Raw genomic sequence first — 18,535 nt, 5'->3', positions numbered from 1 at the left:
CGGTGTAGCTCACTTCGCTTCAGCGTTGCTCGCTCTCGACCGCTTTATCAATATAACTACTCCCCTCAACAATTGTCAACAAGATTTTTTGAAAAAAGTTTGCTGACTCTCGAAAAGCCTACCGGTTAAGGAGCTTAGGTTGCTCACCTCCTATATCTTCTGAATTCGGGTTGATCAAATATCGAAAGATTACCTCTCCAACGTCATTCAATAATCTCCCTGCTCCGAGACGATAAATTTCTGTTCATTGAGGCGGCGTACTGATAGAACTTTGTACAGGAGTTTTTAACAGAGGCCGTTTAGAGTTATGAGCAGGGCTACTGCGGTGTTGCCACCAACCTTAATCACCGATCAGAGCTTGCGAGAGTGGTTAATAGAGGATATCGGACGGGGCGATCGCGCAACTCAAAGCATTCTTGCACCCGGGGATAAGCCACAGCAAGCTGAGTGGATTGTCAAAGAAGCTGGCATTATTGCTGGTTTACCCATTGCTTTGAGAGTATTCCCGATTCTTGATCCATTCGCCTCGTATACCGTAACTGTGACGGAAGGGCAGTGGTGTGAACGAGGACAAGTTATCGCACAGATTACAGGTAGTCTCGATGCTTTGTTAACAGGGGAGCGGGTGGCGCTTAATTTGGCCATGCGCCTTAGTGGAATTGCAACAGCGACCTATAGCTACGTAGCGGCGATCGCAGATCTGCCAACAAAACTGGTAGACACCCGTAAAACCACACCTGGGCTCCGTATTTTTGAAAAATATGCATCGCGGGTAGGTGGAGCAATTAATCACCGCATGGGATTAGATGACGGAGTCATGCTGAAAGATAACCATATTGTTGCTGTTGGGAACATTAGGGAAGCTGTAAAGCAAACCCGCAGCCAGATTCCGTATCCATTGACAATTGAGGTGGAGACTGAAAATCTTGAACAGGTTGAGGAGGTTCTAAGCCAGGATGAGGTTGACATCATCATGCTCGATAACATGCCTATCGAGACAATGCGTGAAGCCATTCATCGAATTCGGCGTTTGCGTCCAACACTCAAAGTAGAAGCTTCTGGCAATATTACCTTAGAGACCATCCGATCTGTAGCAGAGACAGGCGTGGATTTTATTTCAACGAGTGCCCCTATTACACGATCAAGCTGGCTAGACTTAAGTATGAAACTTCGTTAGATTCCGCCCCTGGATAGGATTACGTTTCCTATGAACAGTGTATGCACAGCTAGATCTCTGAAAAGGTAACGGTAGCTCTGACGCTGAAACCCTCTACCACGAACACGTCACATGTACGATGAGTTCGTTTAGACTAGCTGTTGCCGTTAACAGAATCTCCGTGAAAAACCTGATTGTCTTCCCATCATTTATGAAGATACTGAAGAGGTAGGCAGAAAAAATAGACAAAGCCCATCTTTAGAAGCCAAAGTTTGTTTTCCTAAAAGCTCACCTAAATTTTCGTGAGTCGTTTTCAGAGCAGATATTCACCTCCTGACGAACAAAGTAATTGTTTCCACGCGGTCTCCCTATATATCCGAGTCAGTATAGATTAGTGCCATGTTGATATGGGACAGTACCCCCCAAGACTCATATGCACGTAACGCCAAGCAACCAGCATACTTGGCTCTAGGTTCTGATCCAGATCAGCCAAAAGTTTTGGTCGTTGATGACCATACACCTAGTCGCATGACGGCAGTTGCGTTTTTATCGGTGGAAGGATACGCGGTCACTGAAGCTAGCAGTGGGCAAATGGCGTTGGATTGCATTGTCAAGTCTGCTCCAGATCTAATTTTGCTGGATGTCATGATGCCAGACCTGGATGGATTTGAGGTATGCCGATGGCTCAAGCAAGACGAGCATACTCGCTTAATTCCCATTATCTTCATCACAGCTCTTGATGATCGACGGGCGCGATTGCGTGGTATTGAAGCTGGTGGAGATGGTTTTCTAACAAAACCATTTGACCAGCTTGAGCTTTCGGCACGGGTTAAATCACTGATTCGTCAAAAACGTCTTAACGAAGATCTTGATCATGCAGGGCAAGTTCTATTTTCGATGGCACGCGCTGTGGAAAGCCGCGACCCTAACACCGGGAATCACTGTGAGCGTCTTGTGATTCGAGGAAAAGCCTTTGGCGAGTTTTTGGGCTTAACCCGGAGTAAGGTGCGCGATCTCATGTGGGGAGGATATTAGCACGACATTGGGAAGATAGGCATCCCAGATTCCATTCTGCTGAAGACAGGGCAACTTCACCCCAATGAGTGGGACATTATGCGTCAGCACGTCCTTATTGGGGAAAAAATTTGCCAGCCATTGCGAACGATGAAAGGAGTTGTACCGATTATTCGGCATCATCATGAGCGCTGGGACGGCAGTGGATATCCAGACAACTTAACGGGCGATCGCATTCCTTATCTGGCTCAAGTTTTTCAACTCATCGACATTTACGATGCCTTAACGAGTGAACGCCCTTATAAGGCGGCCTTCACTCCAGAGGAGTCTTTAGCGTTGATGGGTCTTGAGGTTGAGAAGGGATGGCGAAATCCAGAACTGATGCAGAGATTTTCGGATTTCATTCGGGCAACGGAGCTAGGCGGCTCTGCTTCTCATAGCGCTTCCCTATTGCAGAGTTCAGCGCAGAACAATATGTTCACTAAGTGAGCAGACATCGCGGTTATGGTAGTATGGATCGGAAGCTGTCCAGAGGCAGATGATATATTGCTGTGCAATCGGATAGTCTAAACATACCATTGTTGCATTATTCGCATTTCAAGGAGTGATAAAGCATGACCCAAGTGGTCCTCGGAGAAAACGAAGGAATTGAATCAGCGTTACGTCGGTTTAAGCGTCAAGTTTCTAAGGCTGGAATTTTAGCGGATGTGAAAAGCCATCGCCATTTTGAAACTCCGCTAGAGAAGCGTAAGCGCAAGGCTATCATGGCACGTCGTAAGCGTCGTTTTCGCTAAGGGTCTCTCGGTACTGGGAGGTGCTAGAGTTGGATTCCCCTCTCGTTACTTCAATAATCTGGGCTTTTTTGAGAGATTGTTTCTCAATTTGCCTGATTTAAGGATATGGTTTAGTAGCATAAAAGTGTCCTGTAGCCTCGTGTCTCAGGGCACTTTTTGTTATTCGAGCATCGTGACCTAGGACAGGCTCATGGCTAGTAATCCTAACTTTTTAGAGGATTCTCAATCCGATAATCTTGATCATGCTTTGGATGATGTCATCGAAAGCATTGAGCAGATGCAGGCAGAGATCAATTATCAGAGTGCTCAGGCGGCATTAAGTACCCTTGTAAACAACTTAAGTTTGTCTCCCCGCGAGCGAGGCGACATTGAAACAGCTATGCAAGGGCTGCAAACGATGCTAGACAAGCTCGATCGCATGGTGATCCAGATTGCCGTTTTTGGCATGGTTGGTCGAGGCAAATCCTCGCTACTCAATGCGCTTTTGGGGCAAGAGTTGTTTGAGACTGGGCCAACTCACGGTGTGACTCGTCAAATCCAAAATGCGGACTGGGTTATTTCTGAAGAGGCGATCGCCCCCGACGACTCACCGCTGATCCGAGTAGCACTCAATAGCATCGGCGATTCCAAGATTGAGCTGATTGACACCCCTGGAATTGATGAAGTCGATGGGCAGCGCCGGGAACAGCTCGCAAAACAAGTTGCTCAGCAGGCAGATTTAATCCTGTTTGTCATCGCAGGAGACATTACCCGGATTGAATATGAGGCGCTCTTGACTCTACGGCAGGCGAGCAAACCCATCCTGATTGTGTTGAATAAGGTTGATCAATATTCTCAGGTTGACCGGGATGTTATTTATCAAAAACTGCGGGATGAACGATTGCGATCGCTCATTTCAGAGGATGAGATTGTGATGACGGCAGCCGCTCCCTTGGTTCGGAAGGCGGTGCGGGATGCCGAGGGTCACCTCCAGGTGTCTATGGAACGGGGTCAGCCAGATGTCAGCACCTTGAAACTGAAAATTTTAGAGCTGCTTCAGCAAGACGGGAAAGCGCTGGTTGCCTTAAACACTCTCCTCTATGCCGATAATGTGAACGAACAGATTGTGCAGCGGAAGTTAGCCATTCGCGATCGCGCCGCAGACGATATTATTTGGAGCGCTACGTTAACCGAGGCCATTGCGATCGCCCTCAATCCCGTGATGGTGCTGGATATGGTTGGTGGAGCCGTCATTGACATGACTTTGATTGTCGCTCTATCCAAGCTATACGGATTACCGATGACTCAACAAGGTGCGTTAGGACTCCTCAAGAAGATTATGATAGGGATGGGGGGAGTGACGGCCACTGAACTGCTGGCAGCCGCTGGGCTTAGCTCCCTTAAAGGCGTGATGGGAGCCACCGCACCCTTTACTGGCGGCCTATCGCTTGCTCCGTATGTACCTGTTGCCTTAGCCCAAGCAGGAGTTGCAGGTCTGTCAACTTACGGCATTGGTCAAGTCGCCAAGGTGTATCTTGCAAATGGAGCAACCTGGGGCACCGAAGGCCCTAAAGCCGTCATACAGCAAATTTTGTCGTCTCTGGACGAAGATTCCGTTCTAAATCGGATTCGTGCAGAGTTAGAGGCGAAGATTGGACGGTCTACTCCCCCCTATCTCTACGAATCCCACTATGGACATCCCATAAAAAACAGCTCGCAATGCGAGCTGTTGTAGAGCCTAGGGTTTAACCCTAAGAAGGGTATAGGATCACTGAAAATTGGATCGTTAGCGATCGCCCTTAAAAGACGATAACCACTCACGAAGCTGCTCGGCAGCCACATCACGACCACCCAAGCCAAAGGCAATGGCGATCGCGACTGCAACAGCACCGAGGAGTAAACCAAACGCCAGAGACACAATATTGGTCGCAATCCCCATCTGTTGCAAGGCCATTGCACCCACAAAGATGATGATTGCAATGCGGGCTGCTTGAGCCAGAATCTGCGCTTGGCGACCACCCGAGCCAGCGATCAAGCTAAACGCTAAATTGGCCAGGTAAAGGCCGACACCAAAAATGACGACACCGACCAAAACCTGGGCAGAAACAGCCAGAATTCCATTTACGATATCCGTCAGTTGATTGAATCTCAGAACCTCAGCAGCGGCTACAGATGCAAAGAGCATGATGCCCACAAGCACCAAAATCCCAACGACCTCAGACGGAGTTCGGCGGGGAGACGGCTGAAGAACGGTAGGCTCACCTGCGCTCGGAGACTCTAGAGTGCTAGGAGGAGTTGTCGTGGTCTGCACAGGCAACCCTAGCCACTGAAACACGTTGTTAAACCCAACACCCGTCAGGATATCCGTCACCAAGTCCGCCAGGAAACGGCCAATGACATAGAACACTAACAACAAGACAGCGGCTGTAAAGATCCGAGGCAACACAGCCATCATGTCATTCAGCATCGCTACGGCGGGAACCGTAATCGAGCTGATGCCTAGCGCCTGCAAAGCGGCGATCGCCGTTGGGATCAGAATCAGAACGTATACAACGGTTCCAGTTAAGTTTGAGAGCGACAGTGAACCTTGCGATCGCGCAATTCCGACACGCGTTCCAAGCTGATCCGCCCCCGCCGCCGCCAGCAGATTGGTCACGATGCCACGAACAACCCGTGCCACAAACCAACCCGCCACTGCAATGGCCAGTGCGCTAACGATCCGAGGCAGGATAGCGAGAAAATCGTTCAGTAAGGTCTGTACGGGCTGGAGAGGCCCCTGCAACTGCAAGACATCTAAGATCAGCGGCAGGAAAAATAGAAAAACAAACCAGTACAGAACATTGCCCAGGGTTTCACTGAGCAAAAAGGGACTTTCAGTTGTTTCGCCTTCAGGAGCGGCACTTAACTTTTCATCTAGCCCAAAACGATCTAGGCCACGGGTCACAACGATTTTTACAACCGTTGCCAGTATCCAGGCCACCAGGATTAAGACGGCTGCACTACCTAAACGTGGTAAGTAGCTGAAGATTTGCTGAAGGAACTCATTCAGCGGTTCAGATACAACCTCCAAGCGCAATGCATTCAGAAACGCCACAATCGCAAAGATCATGATGATCCAGAACACAATGGCGGAAATCCATTTTTCGATGGGAGGCTTACTTTCCGCCGCAGAAGAGCCTAGAACGTATTCCGCCAAACGATTATCCGCATCAATGCGGAGGAGCAGGTTCTTAACGACAGTAGCCACAATTGCAGCCACAATCCAACCCGCAATTAGGATTAGAATTCCGCCCACAAGGCTAGGCAGAAAACTTCCCAACTGGGCGCTAATGTTTGTAATAAATGAGTCCATGGGGCATTTCAAACTCTTCGGGGGTACACAAAATTAATCAACCACCGACCCAACTCAAGCCTTCCGCGATGGAGATGCTCCTGCATTAAGGGACATCAGGAGAAGCAGACCATTGCCTGAAATTACATCCCAAGGAACAATCCACCCGTTTCAAGGACGGAGACCGGGCAAGTCGGCATTTCATCCGTACATCCGAGAAAAGGGGTACGTTAATTAGTAAAAGTTGCTTCAGCTTGAGCGTCATTGCCAAAGCACCATGACAATCCCAAACAGATTCAATGTGAAAACAGTTCCGCACCGTGTCATCAGGTCGAACATGCCTCTAACCTTGATATCTGCTGCAACTGCCAAACACCACAACCCGCTGTACAGTATGAAGCGTTAATGCATTCATACTTAAGCATCGCTGCTGGCTTCACAACCCTCTGGAGGCAGAGAGTTGGCTAGGAGTAGAAGTAACTACTGCTACCCCTGATCCACAGGAATCAGCATCGCATTCTAATCAGAGCGTCCTCTGTATGCTTGCCTACCTTGAATCGCAACGCAGCCACTCCATTAATGAATTTTGAGGCTGAGTTATCTAAGCGATACGGGTACTTTATACCGTGAACCTACGGTTTTTATCTACCCATCTGAAAAATAAAAGTAAAAATGACGGTATATTCCCAGAAAATTGAGCAACATATCTTAATAAATGCGGGCAGTCCAAACGTTGAACGCTGTTTTACAGATTTGGGGCTAATGCATCGGTGGTTAAATCCGGTCTTACGCTGCGAACCTGTGGGTGAATGGTCTACCGACGTTGGTGGCAGAAGCCGATTTGTGATTCAAATTCTAGGAATTCAACCCACGCTGTACAGTACGGTCATTGAGCGATCGCCCGGTTTGGTCGTTTGGGCATTCGAAGGCTTTTTTACAGGGCGCGATCGCTGGGAGTGCCAAACCCTTGATGCTCAGACTACGCAACTATTGAACCGCTTTGAGTTCGATATTCCCAACCCCATCATCAAATTTGGGTTCAACACCTTTGCCGCGCCCTGGACACGCCGCGATATGCAGGCTCAACTTCAACGGTTAAAAACAGTGGCAGAGTCCCTAGAAACTGCTCCAAAGGATAGCTAAAGACACTGGGGTTGATGCCCCGTATGGTGAAATAGAGAAGACACCGCAGCGTTAATTTGTGATGGATCTAGAGATGGAAGCGATCGCCAATCCGTGGAGTATAGCGATACTACTGAATTCAGTGCTGTTGGGATTGGCCTGGGTGCTACCCAAAAAATTGCTGACTCCGGCAGGATACGTTCACGCCTGGATTTTAGGCGTTCTGATTTGGAGATCGCTGGGCTGGCGGGGCTATGTCATTGTGATGGTGTATTTCCTGGTGGGGTCTACCGTGACCCGCATCGGTATAGCGGAGAAAGAAGCCGCTGGCATTGCTGAGAAACGTTCCGGTGCGAGAGGCCCCGAAAACGTATGGGGATCAGCCCTGGTTGCCACCCTCTGCGCTCTAGGCGTGGTGATCCTCAGGCTCATGAATCCGAATATCGACCATCCGTGGATTGCTTATCTGTTGTTGGGATATGTTGCTAGTTTCGCCACTAAGCTTTCCGACACGACGGCTAGCGAAGTCGGCAAAGCCTTTGGTAAACGCACATTTTTGATTACAACGCTGAAACCCGTTCCCCGTGGCACGGAAGGCGCAGTTAGTTTAGAAGGCACGTTGGCGGGGATCGTTGCGTCGGTGGCGATCGCCCTCTTAGGCTGGGCTATCCAGTTGATCGATTTTGGAGGCGCGGTGCTGTGTGTGATTGCCGCTTTTGTGGCGACGAACGCAGAGAGTGTGATCGGAGCAACCCTACAGGATCGGTTTGATTGGCTCTCGAATGAGTTGGTGAACGTAATCAATACGTTCATTGGGGCAGGGGTAGCGATCGCCCTCGCGGTGCTTTGGAATACGTTGATTTAGGTTTGCCGTATTCGAGGCATTACCCGCCCGCAGCACCATCAGCATCGCTACTAATGGCACGGGAAAGTTGCTCCCCATCGAGGGATTTTATAAGATGCACAGGCAACGCAGGTTGGCTAATTTGGTCTGCGTAGGCAGCCTGTAAGGATGGCGAGTATTTGGCAAAGTCGGATAAATAGGTCTTGAAAAACGGCGTACTCATGGCTTTCATGTAGCGCTGGGCGATCGCCGGATCGGAGCCAACCAACGCCTCTGGCAGCGGAATTTCATTCTCAACGGCACCAATGGTGGAGAAATGGGTTGCGCCCTGCAAGGCCAGCAAGTAGCGATCGGGAGTTCTCAACCAGGTAAACGGCTCGATTTGTTCAATCAGGGCAGGCGCGATCGTATCGGCGGTGCTGGTGACAATCATGACCGGACGCTGGATACTCGCAAATCCGGGTTGCCCTAGAATGCTACTGCCAATCGGATTAATGGCGATCGCGGCTTTGATGCGATCATCCTGTAGGCCACTAACGGGATAGGCCGTATCTAACACTCGGCATTGCAGGAGTAACGAAAGATTGAACGAGGGACTCGTCGGGATGCAATCAGCCATGAGCTGACGGAAATCAACCGTGGCTCCCGCCAAAACTAACGCGGTATAGCCCCCCAACGATTGTCCAATAACGCCCACATTATTGAGGTCGAGATGCAGTTGAGGATCCGACGCCTCCATCTGTTCCATCTGATTCAGGACAAACTTAATATCCAAGGGGCGATCGACAAATTCTTGGGGATCGGTCATCTGATTGACTCGGCCTTCAATCAAGGCCTGAATTTGCTCTGAATTGCTGCCAGGATGCTCAGGAACGAGTACTGCAAATCCGTAGGATGCCAAATGACGGGCGAGGTAAGCATAGCTTGTGCGATCAGAACCCAGCCCGTGGGAGATTACGATCACCGGAAGACGTTGATTGTCGGCAGAAGCCGCAGCGCGATTGCCAGCCGGGGTTGGTAAGTACAGATCGACAGGCAGGGTGCGATCGCGCGCCTCATCGGTCATAACAAAGGTTTCTACCACCGATGAAAAGGGACCCGACGATCGCCAATCTGGGAGAGCAGACAAATCGGGAGTGCCTTCCGTTGCCCGCTCTGCCTCCGCCTGTTGCTGAATCGCTTTTGAGGCTTTCGCCGTTTGCGTAATGAGCTGATCTAAATCGTCCATTAGATCCAGCGTTTCGCGTAGATCAATCCGGAGTTGGTCGGTCGGAAATTTCTTGACAATACTGAGTAGACTCAAGCCTTCATCCGAATCCGCTGCCAAGATCATGGCTCCCCGCAGAGCCAAAAATCCCGGCTGATACGATTCCGTCTGGATCACATCTCCCAACTGTTGCAGTAAAATTTCGCCCTGGCGCGTGTAGAGAAATTGGGCGATCGCCACATGGTCTAAATCAGCCTGAGTTTGCAGCAGGTTCCGCAACTGTTCTTTTTGCTGCTCATCAAATCGCTGGAGGTAGGGCTTGAGATCCGCAGGCGCATCTCTAGTTTCGGCGTAGTGCTCCAAGGATTCAACGGAAATTGACCGTTGCAATGATCCATAGGAGAGGATAATGCTCTCGGCAGCGTGGGTGGGAACAGTCCAGGCCAGCAACCCACCTAGACCGATCAATCCTTGAATTCCAAATCGCAGCATCCAAGCAGGCGATCGCCGTTTCGGGTGCTCAGGTCGTTGCATCGATTGGGTCGAAGTATTCATGATGGAGTCAAGACGGAATGAGGACAACAGCAGTCACGAAACCACTAACGGTCTTGGTCGGTAGTTGCCCAATTCTTTCCCCTAAAGAAAGCAGAGGGTGAAATTTTGAAAAAGGCAGCTAATCTTTCGATGTGCTCCACAGTGAATTTGCGTTGCCCATTCAGAACTGCAGAAATAATAGATTCAGTCTTGAAAATGGGAACTAAATCTTTTTGTTTAAGCCCCAGTTCATCAATTAATGCCTTCAGCAACTCAACACCATACAAATCTGGAATAGATACATGCTGTTCTTCATATTCGTGGATAAGCATACCTAATACATTAATGTAATCTCTTTGATCCTGTGTGAGATCAGGAGAATCAAGCAAACTATCAACAACTTGCTGAACTTCAAACAACTCGCCTTCTGATTTAATTGGACGAGGCGGAAACCTTTTCAAAAGGTCAATGTAATTACTAGAGTTAGCTGTAAACATATTCTTGCGTTCATTATTGACAGCGATATACTAATCCTTCATCTTTTATACCAATCATCTTTCTTCCACTCATTCTTGTCATACTCTGCATGGGTGAGAACATGACAGATAAAAACCTTTTGATATGTGTAATCAACAAAAGCAATCAGACGATATTTATTGCCACCAACATTAAATACTGTAAATTTTTCAACTTGATCTGCAGAAGAGGAAATCTCACGTAGCTCTGCGAAGTTTTGCCATTTGGCAGTGACTGTTAATTTATACCAAAGACGCAAATTTGTTTGGGATTCTGGGTGCTTTTCCCAAAACTCGACAAGACGAGAACGAGTAATAACATGCATGGGCATTCAAACAAAAAAAGTCATAATCGATCTCCTATAACGACTTGGTTACTATCTTTCTTATGCTTAAACGACCACTTGGTTATTCTTAAACATTCAGTCAAGTGATTGAATTGTATTTTCAAAATTTTAGCAAATTGCGAAGATAGCAGCAACGAGGTTATCAACGGTTTCTGCCTTCGAACATGATGATAGTCGGAATCATCAAGAAAGGCCGACAGCTAACCTTAGTCTTCAGACGATGCTAGCATCTTCAGGAGGTCGTCTTCGCCCAGTTGCGGAATTCCGAGTTTTTCAGCTTTAGCCTGCTTCGATCCCGCATTTTCACCCACCACCACGTAACTCGTCTTCTTACTCACTGAATCAGTAACCTTTCCGCCCGCCTGTTGAATCATTGCCTTTGCCTCATCCCGCTTTAGAGTCGGCAGGGTTCCCGTAATCACAAACGTAAGGCCACTCAAGGTTGTGGATTGATTCGACAGCGATCGCGCCTCTTCAGGAATTGAGAACTGAAGTCCTACCCCTTGCAAACGGTCAATCAACGCCCGATTTGCAGGAACTCGGAACCAATCGTAAACGGACTGCGCGATTTCTGCACCAATGCCGTACACACTGGCGATCGCCTCTAGTTCTGCTGTCGCTAGGGCATCCACTGACGGAAAGGCTTCCGTTAGAACCTGGGCATTAACGCTACCCACATGGCGGATTCCCAAGCCATAGAGCACTCGTGACCACGGCTGTTGCTTCGATTGGGCGATCGCCTCCACCAGATTCTGCGCCGACTTCGTACCCATCCGATCCAGGGCGGTGAGCTGCTCAACCGTCAGATCGTACAAATCCGCCACCGTACTCACCAAACCCTGATCCACAAACTGGGTGACCCACTTTTCCCCCAGACCATTAATGTCCATCGCCGCGCGACTGGCCCAGTGAATCAGCGCACCCCGAACAATCGCCGGACAGGAGGCATTGATGCAGCGCGTCACCGACTCTCCTTCTGGTCGCACTACGGGGTGACCGCATTCTGGGCAGTGATTGGGCATCCGGTAGGGGATGGCATCCTTGGGGCGCAGTTCCCGCTGAACCCGCACCACTTCGGGAATAATTTCCCCCGCCTTGCGAACAATCACCGTATCGCCCAAGTGCAAATCCAATTCGGCAATGCGATCGCTGTTGTGGAGCGTCGCCCGCGATACCGTGGTTCCGGCGAGTTGAACCGGGGTGAGTTCGGCTACAGGGGTCAGCGCTCCGGTACGCCCAACCTGCACCGTCACCGTTTCTAAGCGGGTGGGTACTTCTTCGGCAGGATACTTAAGGGCGATCGCCCATCGTGGCGATTTTTGGGTAAATCCAAGGGTTTCCTGAAGACTAAAATCATTCAGCTTTACCACCACCCCATCGGTCATATAGGGCAGATCTAATCGTCCCGTCGCCCAGCGGTTGTAGTACTCTGCCACTTCCGCCAGGGATCGACAAATTTGCCGATTTGGATTCACCCGAAATCCCATCTCGCGCAGCAGTTCTAGGGCGTCCCATTGGTGGGTCGGTACGGGATGAGCAGGGGAGGACGTTACAGGGCGATCGCTCTCTTCTAGCGGACTAAAATCCATAATGCTCAACTGTTCCGCATCAGAGGCCACTTGTTCCTCCAATCGCTCAGGCTCTCGTCCGGGTGCGTGCGATCGCAGATGCAAGGTATAGGCGAAAAAGTCGAGTTTACGCTGCGCCACTACGCGGGAATCCAGTTGGCGTAGCGTTCCGGCAGCGGCATTTCGGGGATTGGCAAACAGAGGATCACCCGCCTGTTCCCGTTCTTGATTAATCTGGTTAAAACTGTCCAGCGGCAAAAATGCCTCCCCCCGCACCTCCACCAGCGGCGGTGGATTTTGCAGATTCAAGCGTAGGGGAATCGTGCGAATGGTTTTCAGATTTTGGGTAATGTCTTCTCCTGCGGTGCCATCACCGCGCGTCACCCCCCGCACCAGCACTCCATCTTCGTAGGTGAGGGCGATCGCCGATCCGTCAATCTTCAGTTCGCACACATACTCAAAAGTCTTCACGTCCGGCACGAGCCGCCGCCATTTGTCCTGCCAAGTCGCAAACTCTTCGAGGTCAAAGGCATTATCCAAGCTGTAGAGCGGAATATTGTGCCGCACCGAGAAAAATTGGTCGGCGGGACGCTCACCGACCCGCTGTGTCGGGCTATCGGGGGTAATCAACGCTGGATACTGCGTTTCTAAGTCCAGCAGTTCCCGATAGAGGCGATCGTAAACGGTGTCCTCCATGATCGGATCGTCCAGCACATAGTAGGCATAGCTGGCGCTTTGGAGGAGGCGTCGGAGTTCGGTGGCGCGATCGGTGGCAGTTGAAGGAGCAGTCACGGCAGTTCAGGATGAGGGTGTGAGTAATCCAGAGGTTAGTGTAGCGAACTTTGAGGTGAATACTGCTCTGTCATTTGTTTAGTCGCTGTTTGGGCAGGAGACTATCCTCTGCCCCTGCTTACGGGCTATACCAGATTCTTTTGACTACCTTCAACCTCTCTGGTACGACCCTAACGGGATGGAATAAAGGTAGAACTGTTACAGGGTCTAGCATTTTCGATAAGCCTTTTGGGAAGTCCTGCGCTGAGTCCACGCTTTGTAAGCCCAAGTAGAAAAGGGTATTCGATGTGAAGGAGGACTGTCGGATAGCCTTCCTTCCATGGTCAAGGCTAAGACCAGTTGTACAGGACTTGGCAAGTTACCAGCAGAGAAAAAGCGAGTAGAAGTAGTTGTAATATCCTGGAACGTTGGGATTAGGAAGCGTTCCAGGATGCCTTTTGTCGGTTTTCCATCCACGATCGCCCAGAGCATACATGCCCAATACTTTTAGTCTCTCGGCGTAACTTTTCAAGTTCTGTGCCACCCCCGGCAGCGCTTGACACAATTATGGTAAAAACTACTATAATTAATTCAATCCCTTTTTTAGCGTTGCCATGACCTTTTCATCCCTCACTCCCAACGCTGTCGATTACAGTTTGTTGACCGATCTGTACCAACTCACGATGGCCGCCTGCTACATGGGCGAAGGGTTGAGCGATCGCCCTGCTAGCTTTGAACTATTCGTGCGACGTTTACCCGAACACTTCGGCTATCTCATTGCCGCAGGACTCGAACAAGCACTGGATTATCTGACAGAACTGCAATTCACCTCCGACCACATCGATGCACTGAGACAAACAGGCATTTTTGACCATGCCCCCGACCTCTTCTGGGATCAGTTGGCGAATCTGCGATTTACCGGGGATGTGTGGGCACTGCCCGAAGGAACCGTTGCCTTTGCCAACGAACCCCTACTGCGCGTCGAAGCTCCCCTGTGGCAAGCCCAAATCGTCGAAACCTTCCTGCTGAATACGATTAACTACCAAACCCTGATTGCCACCCGCGCCGCCCGACTGCGGGATGTAGCCGGAGAAGAAGCCCTATTGCTCGAATTTGGTACGCGGCGGGCATTTAGTCCCCAGGGTGCGCTGTGGGCAGCCAGAGCGGCGATCGCCGGAGGGTTAAACGCCACGTCTAACGTGCTTGCCGCTCTCCACCTGGGACAAAAACCATCGGGCACGATGGCGCACTCCCTGGTGATGGCGATATCGGCCCTAGAAGGAACCGAGGACGAGGCATTTGCCGCATTTCACCGCTACTTTCCGGGGGCAACGTTACTCATTGACACCTACGACACCGTCGCCGCCGCCACGCGGCTCGCCACCCAAGTGGCACAGGGCACCATGCAGGTAACAGGGATTCGGTTAGACTCTGGCGATCTAGTCGAACTCTCCCAAGCGGTGCGATCGCGCCTCCCAAACACCCGGATTTTCGCCAGCGGCGATCTAGATGAATTTGAAATTGTGCGGCTCAAGGCAGCAGGCGCAACGATTGACGGCTATGGTTTGGGAACGAAATTAGTCACTGGCTCCCCTGTAAATGGCGTGTATAAACTGGTAGACATTGACGGCATTCCCACGTTGAAGTCCTCAGCCCAGAAGAACACCTATCCCGGTCGTAAGCAAATTTTCCGGCACGTTGAATCTGGGCAGTGGAGGGGCGATCGCCTCGGACTCTTTACCGAATCGGCAGCCGCCCACGAAACGCCCCTACTCCAGCAGGTGATGAAACAGGGCGATCGCCTTCAGCCATCCGAATCCCTAGGGGCGATCGCCCAACGATCTCGCCAATCGGTTCTGCAACTACCAGCGTCCCTGCGAGACATCCACCACCCCAGCGGCATTGAACCCACCCTTTCCCAGGCTCTTCAAACGATGACCCAGCAAACCCAAGCCCGAATCCGCCAGTCCTATACTGCTGAAAACGGCAACCCAGGATAGCTACCCACCATGCGCCAAATTGCTCTTTTCGGCACCAGTGCAGATCCACCCACTGCGGCCCACCAAACCATCATTCACTGGCTGTCCCATCAGTACGATTTTGTCGTGGTATGGGCATCCGATAATCCCTTTAAGCAGCACCAAACTCCGCTGGAACATCGGGCGGCCATGCTGCACTTGCTGATTAGCGACATCCAGCCCCCTCGCCACAACATTGGCGTTTATCCAGATCTGAGCAGTCCACGGGCATTGGTGACGGTCGAAAAGGTGCGGGAACGCTGGCCAGATGCTGAGTTAACATTAGTGATCGGCTCCGATCTAATCGATCAGCTTCCCCGGTGGTATCAGGTGGAACAGTTAGTGCAACTGACTCGTTTTCTAGTCATTCCCCGTCCGGGTTATTCCATTGACGAATCCCAGTTGGAAAAACTGCGGCAGTTAGGCGCAACCGTGGCGATCGCCAATCTAACGGGCTTACCCGTTTCCTCGACCACCTACCGAACCAATCACAATCCAGACATTGTGCCACCGCCGATCGAGGCTTACATTCATCGAGAACATCTATACCCATGCCAGGACACAGTCCACGAAAACAGCTAGGGTCTAGTCCCATGCTTCCCCTTGCAGATTTTAAGGTGGGGGTCGATAACGTCATCTTTTCGGTCGATACGACACAGCATCGCCTGTTGGTCTTGCTGGTGCAGCGCCAAGAGGAGCCGTTTGCCGGGAAGTGGAGTCTTCCAGGCACCCTCGTTCGCCAGGGAGAATCGCTGGAGGATGCCGCTTACCGAGTGCTGGCAGAAAAAATTCGAGTTAAAAATGTGTATCTAGAACAGCTCTACACCTTTGGCGGCCCCGATCGAGATCCACGGGAAGCCGCCGACAGTTTTGGCGTTCGCTACCTAGCGGTCAGTTACTTTGCCTTAGTTCGCCTTGCTGAAGCCGAACTAATCGTAGACGGACGAAGCGATATCGCCTGGTATGAGCTGGGACATCTTCCGGTTCTGGCGTTTGATCACAGTCAAATTTTGGAGTACGGCTATCGTCGTCTTCGCAACAAGCTGGAGTATAGCCCCATCGCCTTCGAGGTTTTACCCGACACCTTCACCCTGAATGAACTGTTTCAGCTTTATACAACCGTGCTGGGCGAAAACTTCACGGACTATTCCAATTTTCGAACGCGGTTACTGAAATTGGGAATTCTAAGCGATACAGGCGAGAAAGTATCACGGGGAGCCGGACGACCCGCCAGCCTCTACCGTTTTGATGCAGAGGCCTTTGCTCCCCTTAAGGATAAACCGCTCGTGTTCGTCTAGGGTTCAATTCCTAGGAACGAACTACGCCTTAGCAAGGGCAGGTTCTTGGCTGTGGGATGGAGCGATCGCCGCTTCCAACTCGGAGCAAAAGACTTCGCAGGAGTTATTCGGACTTTCAATCAGCTTCACCTTGTGCAACGCAGCCCCCGTTTGACGAATCGGCTCCTTCAGCACATCCCGAATATACACCGCGATATTCTCCGCCGTAGGCACCACCTCGGCAAAATAGGCAATGTCCCGATTCAAAAAGGTGTGGTCTAGTGGCTCCACCACGTAATCCTCAATCGCTTTTTGAATTTCGCCCAGATCCGCAATCATCCCCGTCCGTGGATCAATTTCGCCTTTAACGGTAATCTCAACGTGATAGTTATGACCGTGGCCGTTCACCCGCGCACATTTCCCGTAAATCTCAGAATTTTGTTCTAGGGTGAGGTGGGGCAGCGCCAAGCGGTGGGCAGCGCTGAAATGGGTACTGATTGTGAGATAGGCGTTCATATCATCTCCTTCGTAGTCGGCCCAAAGTTCAGGATGTTCAAAAAGCTGAATGCGTACCAGCGGCAAATGAGGTGCAAGGCGATTCCAAATGACGCGGGCAATGTTTTCGGTCGTCGGCAACGTATGTTGAAACTCGTCCCACACCTCGTTGAGATAGGAAAAATCAAGCTGACTCGTCACTTCCCGCTTGATCACATGCTTCACATCAGACAGGTTAAGCACCATGCCGTACTCATCCAGCTCGCCCTCCATCGACACATACAGCACATAGTTGTGTCCGTGTCCTGGAGCCTGGGCACACAACCCGAATTTTTCTCTATTTTCCGCGTCGCTGAACTCTGGTAGCCAATAGCGATGACTAGCCGAGAACTGCGCTCGACGATTGATAATACATTTCATAGAACTGAAGATACCTGTTAAGTTCTGTGAACCCGTCTGTCTTCAGCATAAACGAATCTCAGTCGATCGAAAAGTTTAGTGGTGGGCGCGGCGGAGCCGTGCCCACCACTAAACCAAAAAACAATTCAGCAAACGAAGTTTGTGATCTACTGAATCTGGTCGGTCTGTTGGGAAAATCAAGGTGCAAAATCGTTCGTTCGACGGTTGGGAAGTTGGGGTGAAGTGCCTTCCCGAACAGTGGCCGTGCTGAATAGAATCTGCCCATCGCGGACAGCAGCCAATTCCATTTCTAAGGGGCCTGCCGTATAAATTTCGTCTTTGGCGATCGCCTGCAACTCTAACGGCTGAGTTTCTTCCCGCAGCTCTGAAAAGAAATCAATCACAGTTTCCGTGCGCCCGTCCGCAATCTCGATGGACTCCGCCAAAACCCCCGACTGTCGCGCCCGGAACTGAGCCGCTGAAATCAGGAAGTTATAGCGATCGAGGAGTTCATTATCGGTAATCGTACTTGGGTTAATTGAGATGGTCGCCAATACCTCATCTTTGGAAAACACTTTCTGATTGAGCGCTGCCGCTGCAAACACTTGAATACAGGGTTCTCCAGCTAACGCACAGGGTTCTCCGACCACATAATTTCCAGCCGACAAAATCCGTACAACGTAATCTTGACCATCTTGAATTTGCGCGATCAGTTGCTCAACCTGAGCATTCGTAATTTGGATAATTTGAACGTTGCTGACAGCAGAATTGGGCACGATCGCCTCAAAGGCATTACGATTCGCTTGTCGCAGAAGTTCATTCACGGCATCAGGAGCCGCACTCGGTTCAATCACCCGCACCACACCAGAAGCCAGGGATTGGTTGCGGAACAAGGCCACATTGCCTTGCCGAAGTCCTTGAAACTCACGTTCTAACTCGGCAATTTCAGTCTGAAGCTGCTGCTGCTTGGCTTCCAAATCGCGCAACTGAGTTTCTCGTTCGGCAATTTGAGCATCACGCTCGGCAATTTGGGCGTCGCGTTCGGCAATTTGGCGATCGCGATCTTCAAGTACCCGCTGTCGCTCAGCCTGCAACGCCTGAATTTCCGATCGCAACTGGCCAGCCTGTGCCATCACAGTCGTCAGTTGCGCCTGGGCTGCCCGG

At 50.7% G+C, this 18,535-nt stretch carries 14 protein-coding genes and 2 pseudogenes; 9 read left to right on the top strand and 7 right to left on the bottom strand.

Translation table 11 applies throughout. The features are described 5' to 3' along the window. Positions 1 to 307: 307 nt before the first annotated feature. From IGR76_06395 to IGR76_06380, 4 genes and pseudogenes are all read left to right on the top strand, one after another. Entirely contained in the window at positions 308 to 1,177 is an 870-nt protein-coding gene (locus IGR76_06395; GenBank protein MBF2078145.1) for a carboxylating nicotinate-nucleotide diphosphorylase, read from the top strand. Positions 1,178 to 1,555: 378 nt separating this feature from the next. Continuing rightward, positions 1,556 to 2,659 (top strand): annotated as a pseudogene (locus tag IGR76_06390) (response regulator). A 125-nt stretch (positions 2,660 to 2,784) separates the two neighbouring features. Then, entirely contained in the window at positions 2,785 to 2,964 is a 180-nt protein-coding gene (locus IGR76_06385) for a 30S ribosomal protein S21 (GenBank protein ID MBF2078144.1), read from the top strand. Positions 2,965 to 3,154: 190 nt separating this feature from the next. Beyond that, on the top strand, positions 3,155 to 4,678 hold the full coding sequence (locus IGR76_06380; protein ID MBF2078143.1) for a DUF697 domain-containing protein: 1,524 nt from the start codon (positions 3,155 to 3,157) through the stop codon (positions 4,676 to 4,678). A 51-nt stretch (positions 4,679 to 4,729) separates the two neighbouring features. Here the strand turns inward: IGR76_06380 and IGR76_06375 are convergent, their stop codons facing one another. After that, positions 4,730 to 6,295 (bottom strand): mechanosensitive ion channel, encoded by a 1,566-nt coding sequence (locus tag IGR76_06375; GenBank protein ID MBF2078142.1) that lies wholly within the window; start codon positions 6,293 to 6,295, stop codon positions 4,730 to 4,732. 651 nt (positions 6,296 to 6,946) lie between these two features. Between IGR76_06375 and IGR76_06370 the strand changes: the two genes are divergently transcribed. Both IGR76_06370 and IGR76_06365 read left to right on the top strand, forming a co-directional pair. Further along, a complete protein-coding gene (locus tag IGR76_06370) occupies positions 6,947 to 7,417 on the top strand; it encodes an SRPBCC family protein (protein MBF2078141.1) in 471 nt (156 codons plus the stop codon). Between the two features lie 61 nt (positions 7,418 to 7,478). Continuing rightward, positions 7,479 to 8,261, top strand: coding sequence for a TIGR00297 family protein (locus tag IGR76_06365; GenBank protein MBF2078140.1), 783 nt, complete (start codon positions 7,479 to 7,481; stop codon positions 8,259 to 8,261). A gap of 19 nt (positions 8,262 to 8,280) precedes the next feature. Here IGR76_06365 and IGR76_06360 read toward each other — a convergent pair whose 3' ends face one another. The 4 genes and pseudogenes from IGR76_06360 to ligA form a co-directional block, all read right to left on the bottom strand. Beyond that, positions 8,281 to 9,981 carry an alpha/beta hydrolase gene (locus IGR76_06360; protein ID MBF2078139.1) on the bottom strand — a complete coding sequence of 567 codons (1,701 nt, stop codon included), beginning with the start codon at positions 9,979 to 9,981 and terminating at the stop codon, positions 8,281 to 8,283. A gap of 65 nt (positions 9,982 to 10,046) precedes the next feature. After that, a complete protein-coding gene (locus tag IGR76_06355; protein MBF2078138.1) occupies positions 10,047 to 10,478 on the bottom strand; it encodes a helix-turn-helix domain-containing protein in 432 nt (143 codons plus the stop codon). A 38-nt stretch (positions 10,479 to 10,516) separates the two neighbouring features. Further along, entirely contained in the window at positions 10,517 to 10,822 is a 306-nt protein-coding gene (locus tag IGR76_06350; protein ID MBF2078137.1) for a type II toxin-antitoxin system HigB family toxin, read from the bottom strand. A gap of 227 nt (positions 10,823 to 11,049) precedes the next feature. Next, positions 11,050 to 13,167 (bottom strand): annotated as a pseudogene (gene ligA, locus IGR76_06345) (NAD-dependent DNA ligase LigA). 629 nt (positions 13,168 to 13,796) lie between these two features. Here ligA and IGR76_06340 point away from each other — a divergent pair. Genes IGR76_06340 through IGR76_06330 form a run of 3 tightly spaced genes read left to right on the top strand, consistent with a single transcriptional unit; the run spans position 13,797 to position 16,498 of the window. Continuing rightward, complete coding sequence (locus IGR76_06340; GenBank protein ID MBF2078136.1) at positions 13,797 to 15,182, top strand: nicotinate phosphoribosyltransferase; 1,386 nt, start codon at positions 13,797 to 13,799, stop codon at positions 15,180 to 15,182. Positions 15,183 to 15,191: 9 nt separating this feature from the next. Continuing rightward, positions 15,192 to 15,782 carry a nicotinate-nucleotide adenylyltransferase gene (locus tag IGR76_06335; protein MBF2078135.1) on the top strand — a complete coding sequence of 197 codons (591 nt, stop codon included), beginning with the start codon at positions 15,192 to 15,194 and terminating at the stop codon, positions 15,780 to 15,782. Then, complete coding sequence (locus tag IGR76_06330) at positions 15,752 to 16,498, top strand: NUDIX hydrolase (protein ID MBF2078134.1); 747 nt, start codon at positions 15,752 to 15,754, stop codon at positions 16,496 to 16,498. The genes IGR76_06335 and IGR76_06330 overlap by 31 nt, the downstream gene beginning before the upstream one ends. 21 nt (positions 16,499 to 16,519) lie before the next feature. Here the strand turns inward: IGR76_06330 and IGR76_06325 are convergent, their stop codons facing one another. Together IGR76_06325 and IGR76_06320 are read right to left on the bottom strand one after the other, a co-directional pair. Beyond that, positions 16,520 to 17,392: a 6-carboxytetrahydropterin synthase gene (locus IGR76_06325; protein ID MBF2078133.1), complete on the bottom strand. Its 873-nt coding sequence runs from the start codon at positions 17,390 to 17,392 to the stop codon at positions 16,520 to 16,522. Between the two features lie 176 nt (positions 17,393 to 17,568). Then, positions 17,569 to 18,535 (bottom strand): DUF3084 domain-containing protein (locus IGR76_06320; protein MBF2078132.1); only part of this gene is annotated, 967 nt, incomplete at its 5' end.

The sequence above is a fragment of the Synechococcales cyanobacterium T60_A2020_003 genome, from assembly GCA_015272205.1.
Classification (GTDB): Bacteria; Cyanobacteriota; Cyanobacteriia; order RECH01; family RECH01; genus JACYMB01.
This window is presented reverse-complemented; position numbering and strand designations above follow the sequence as displayed.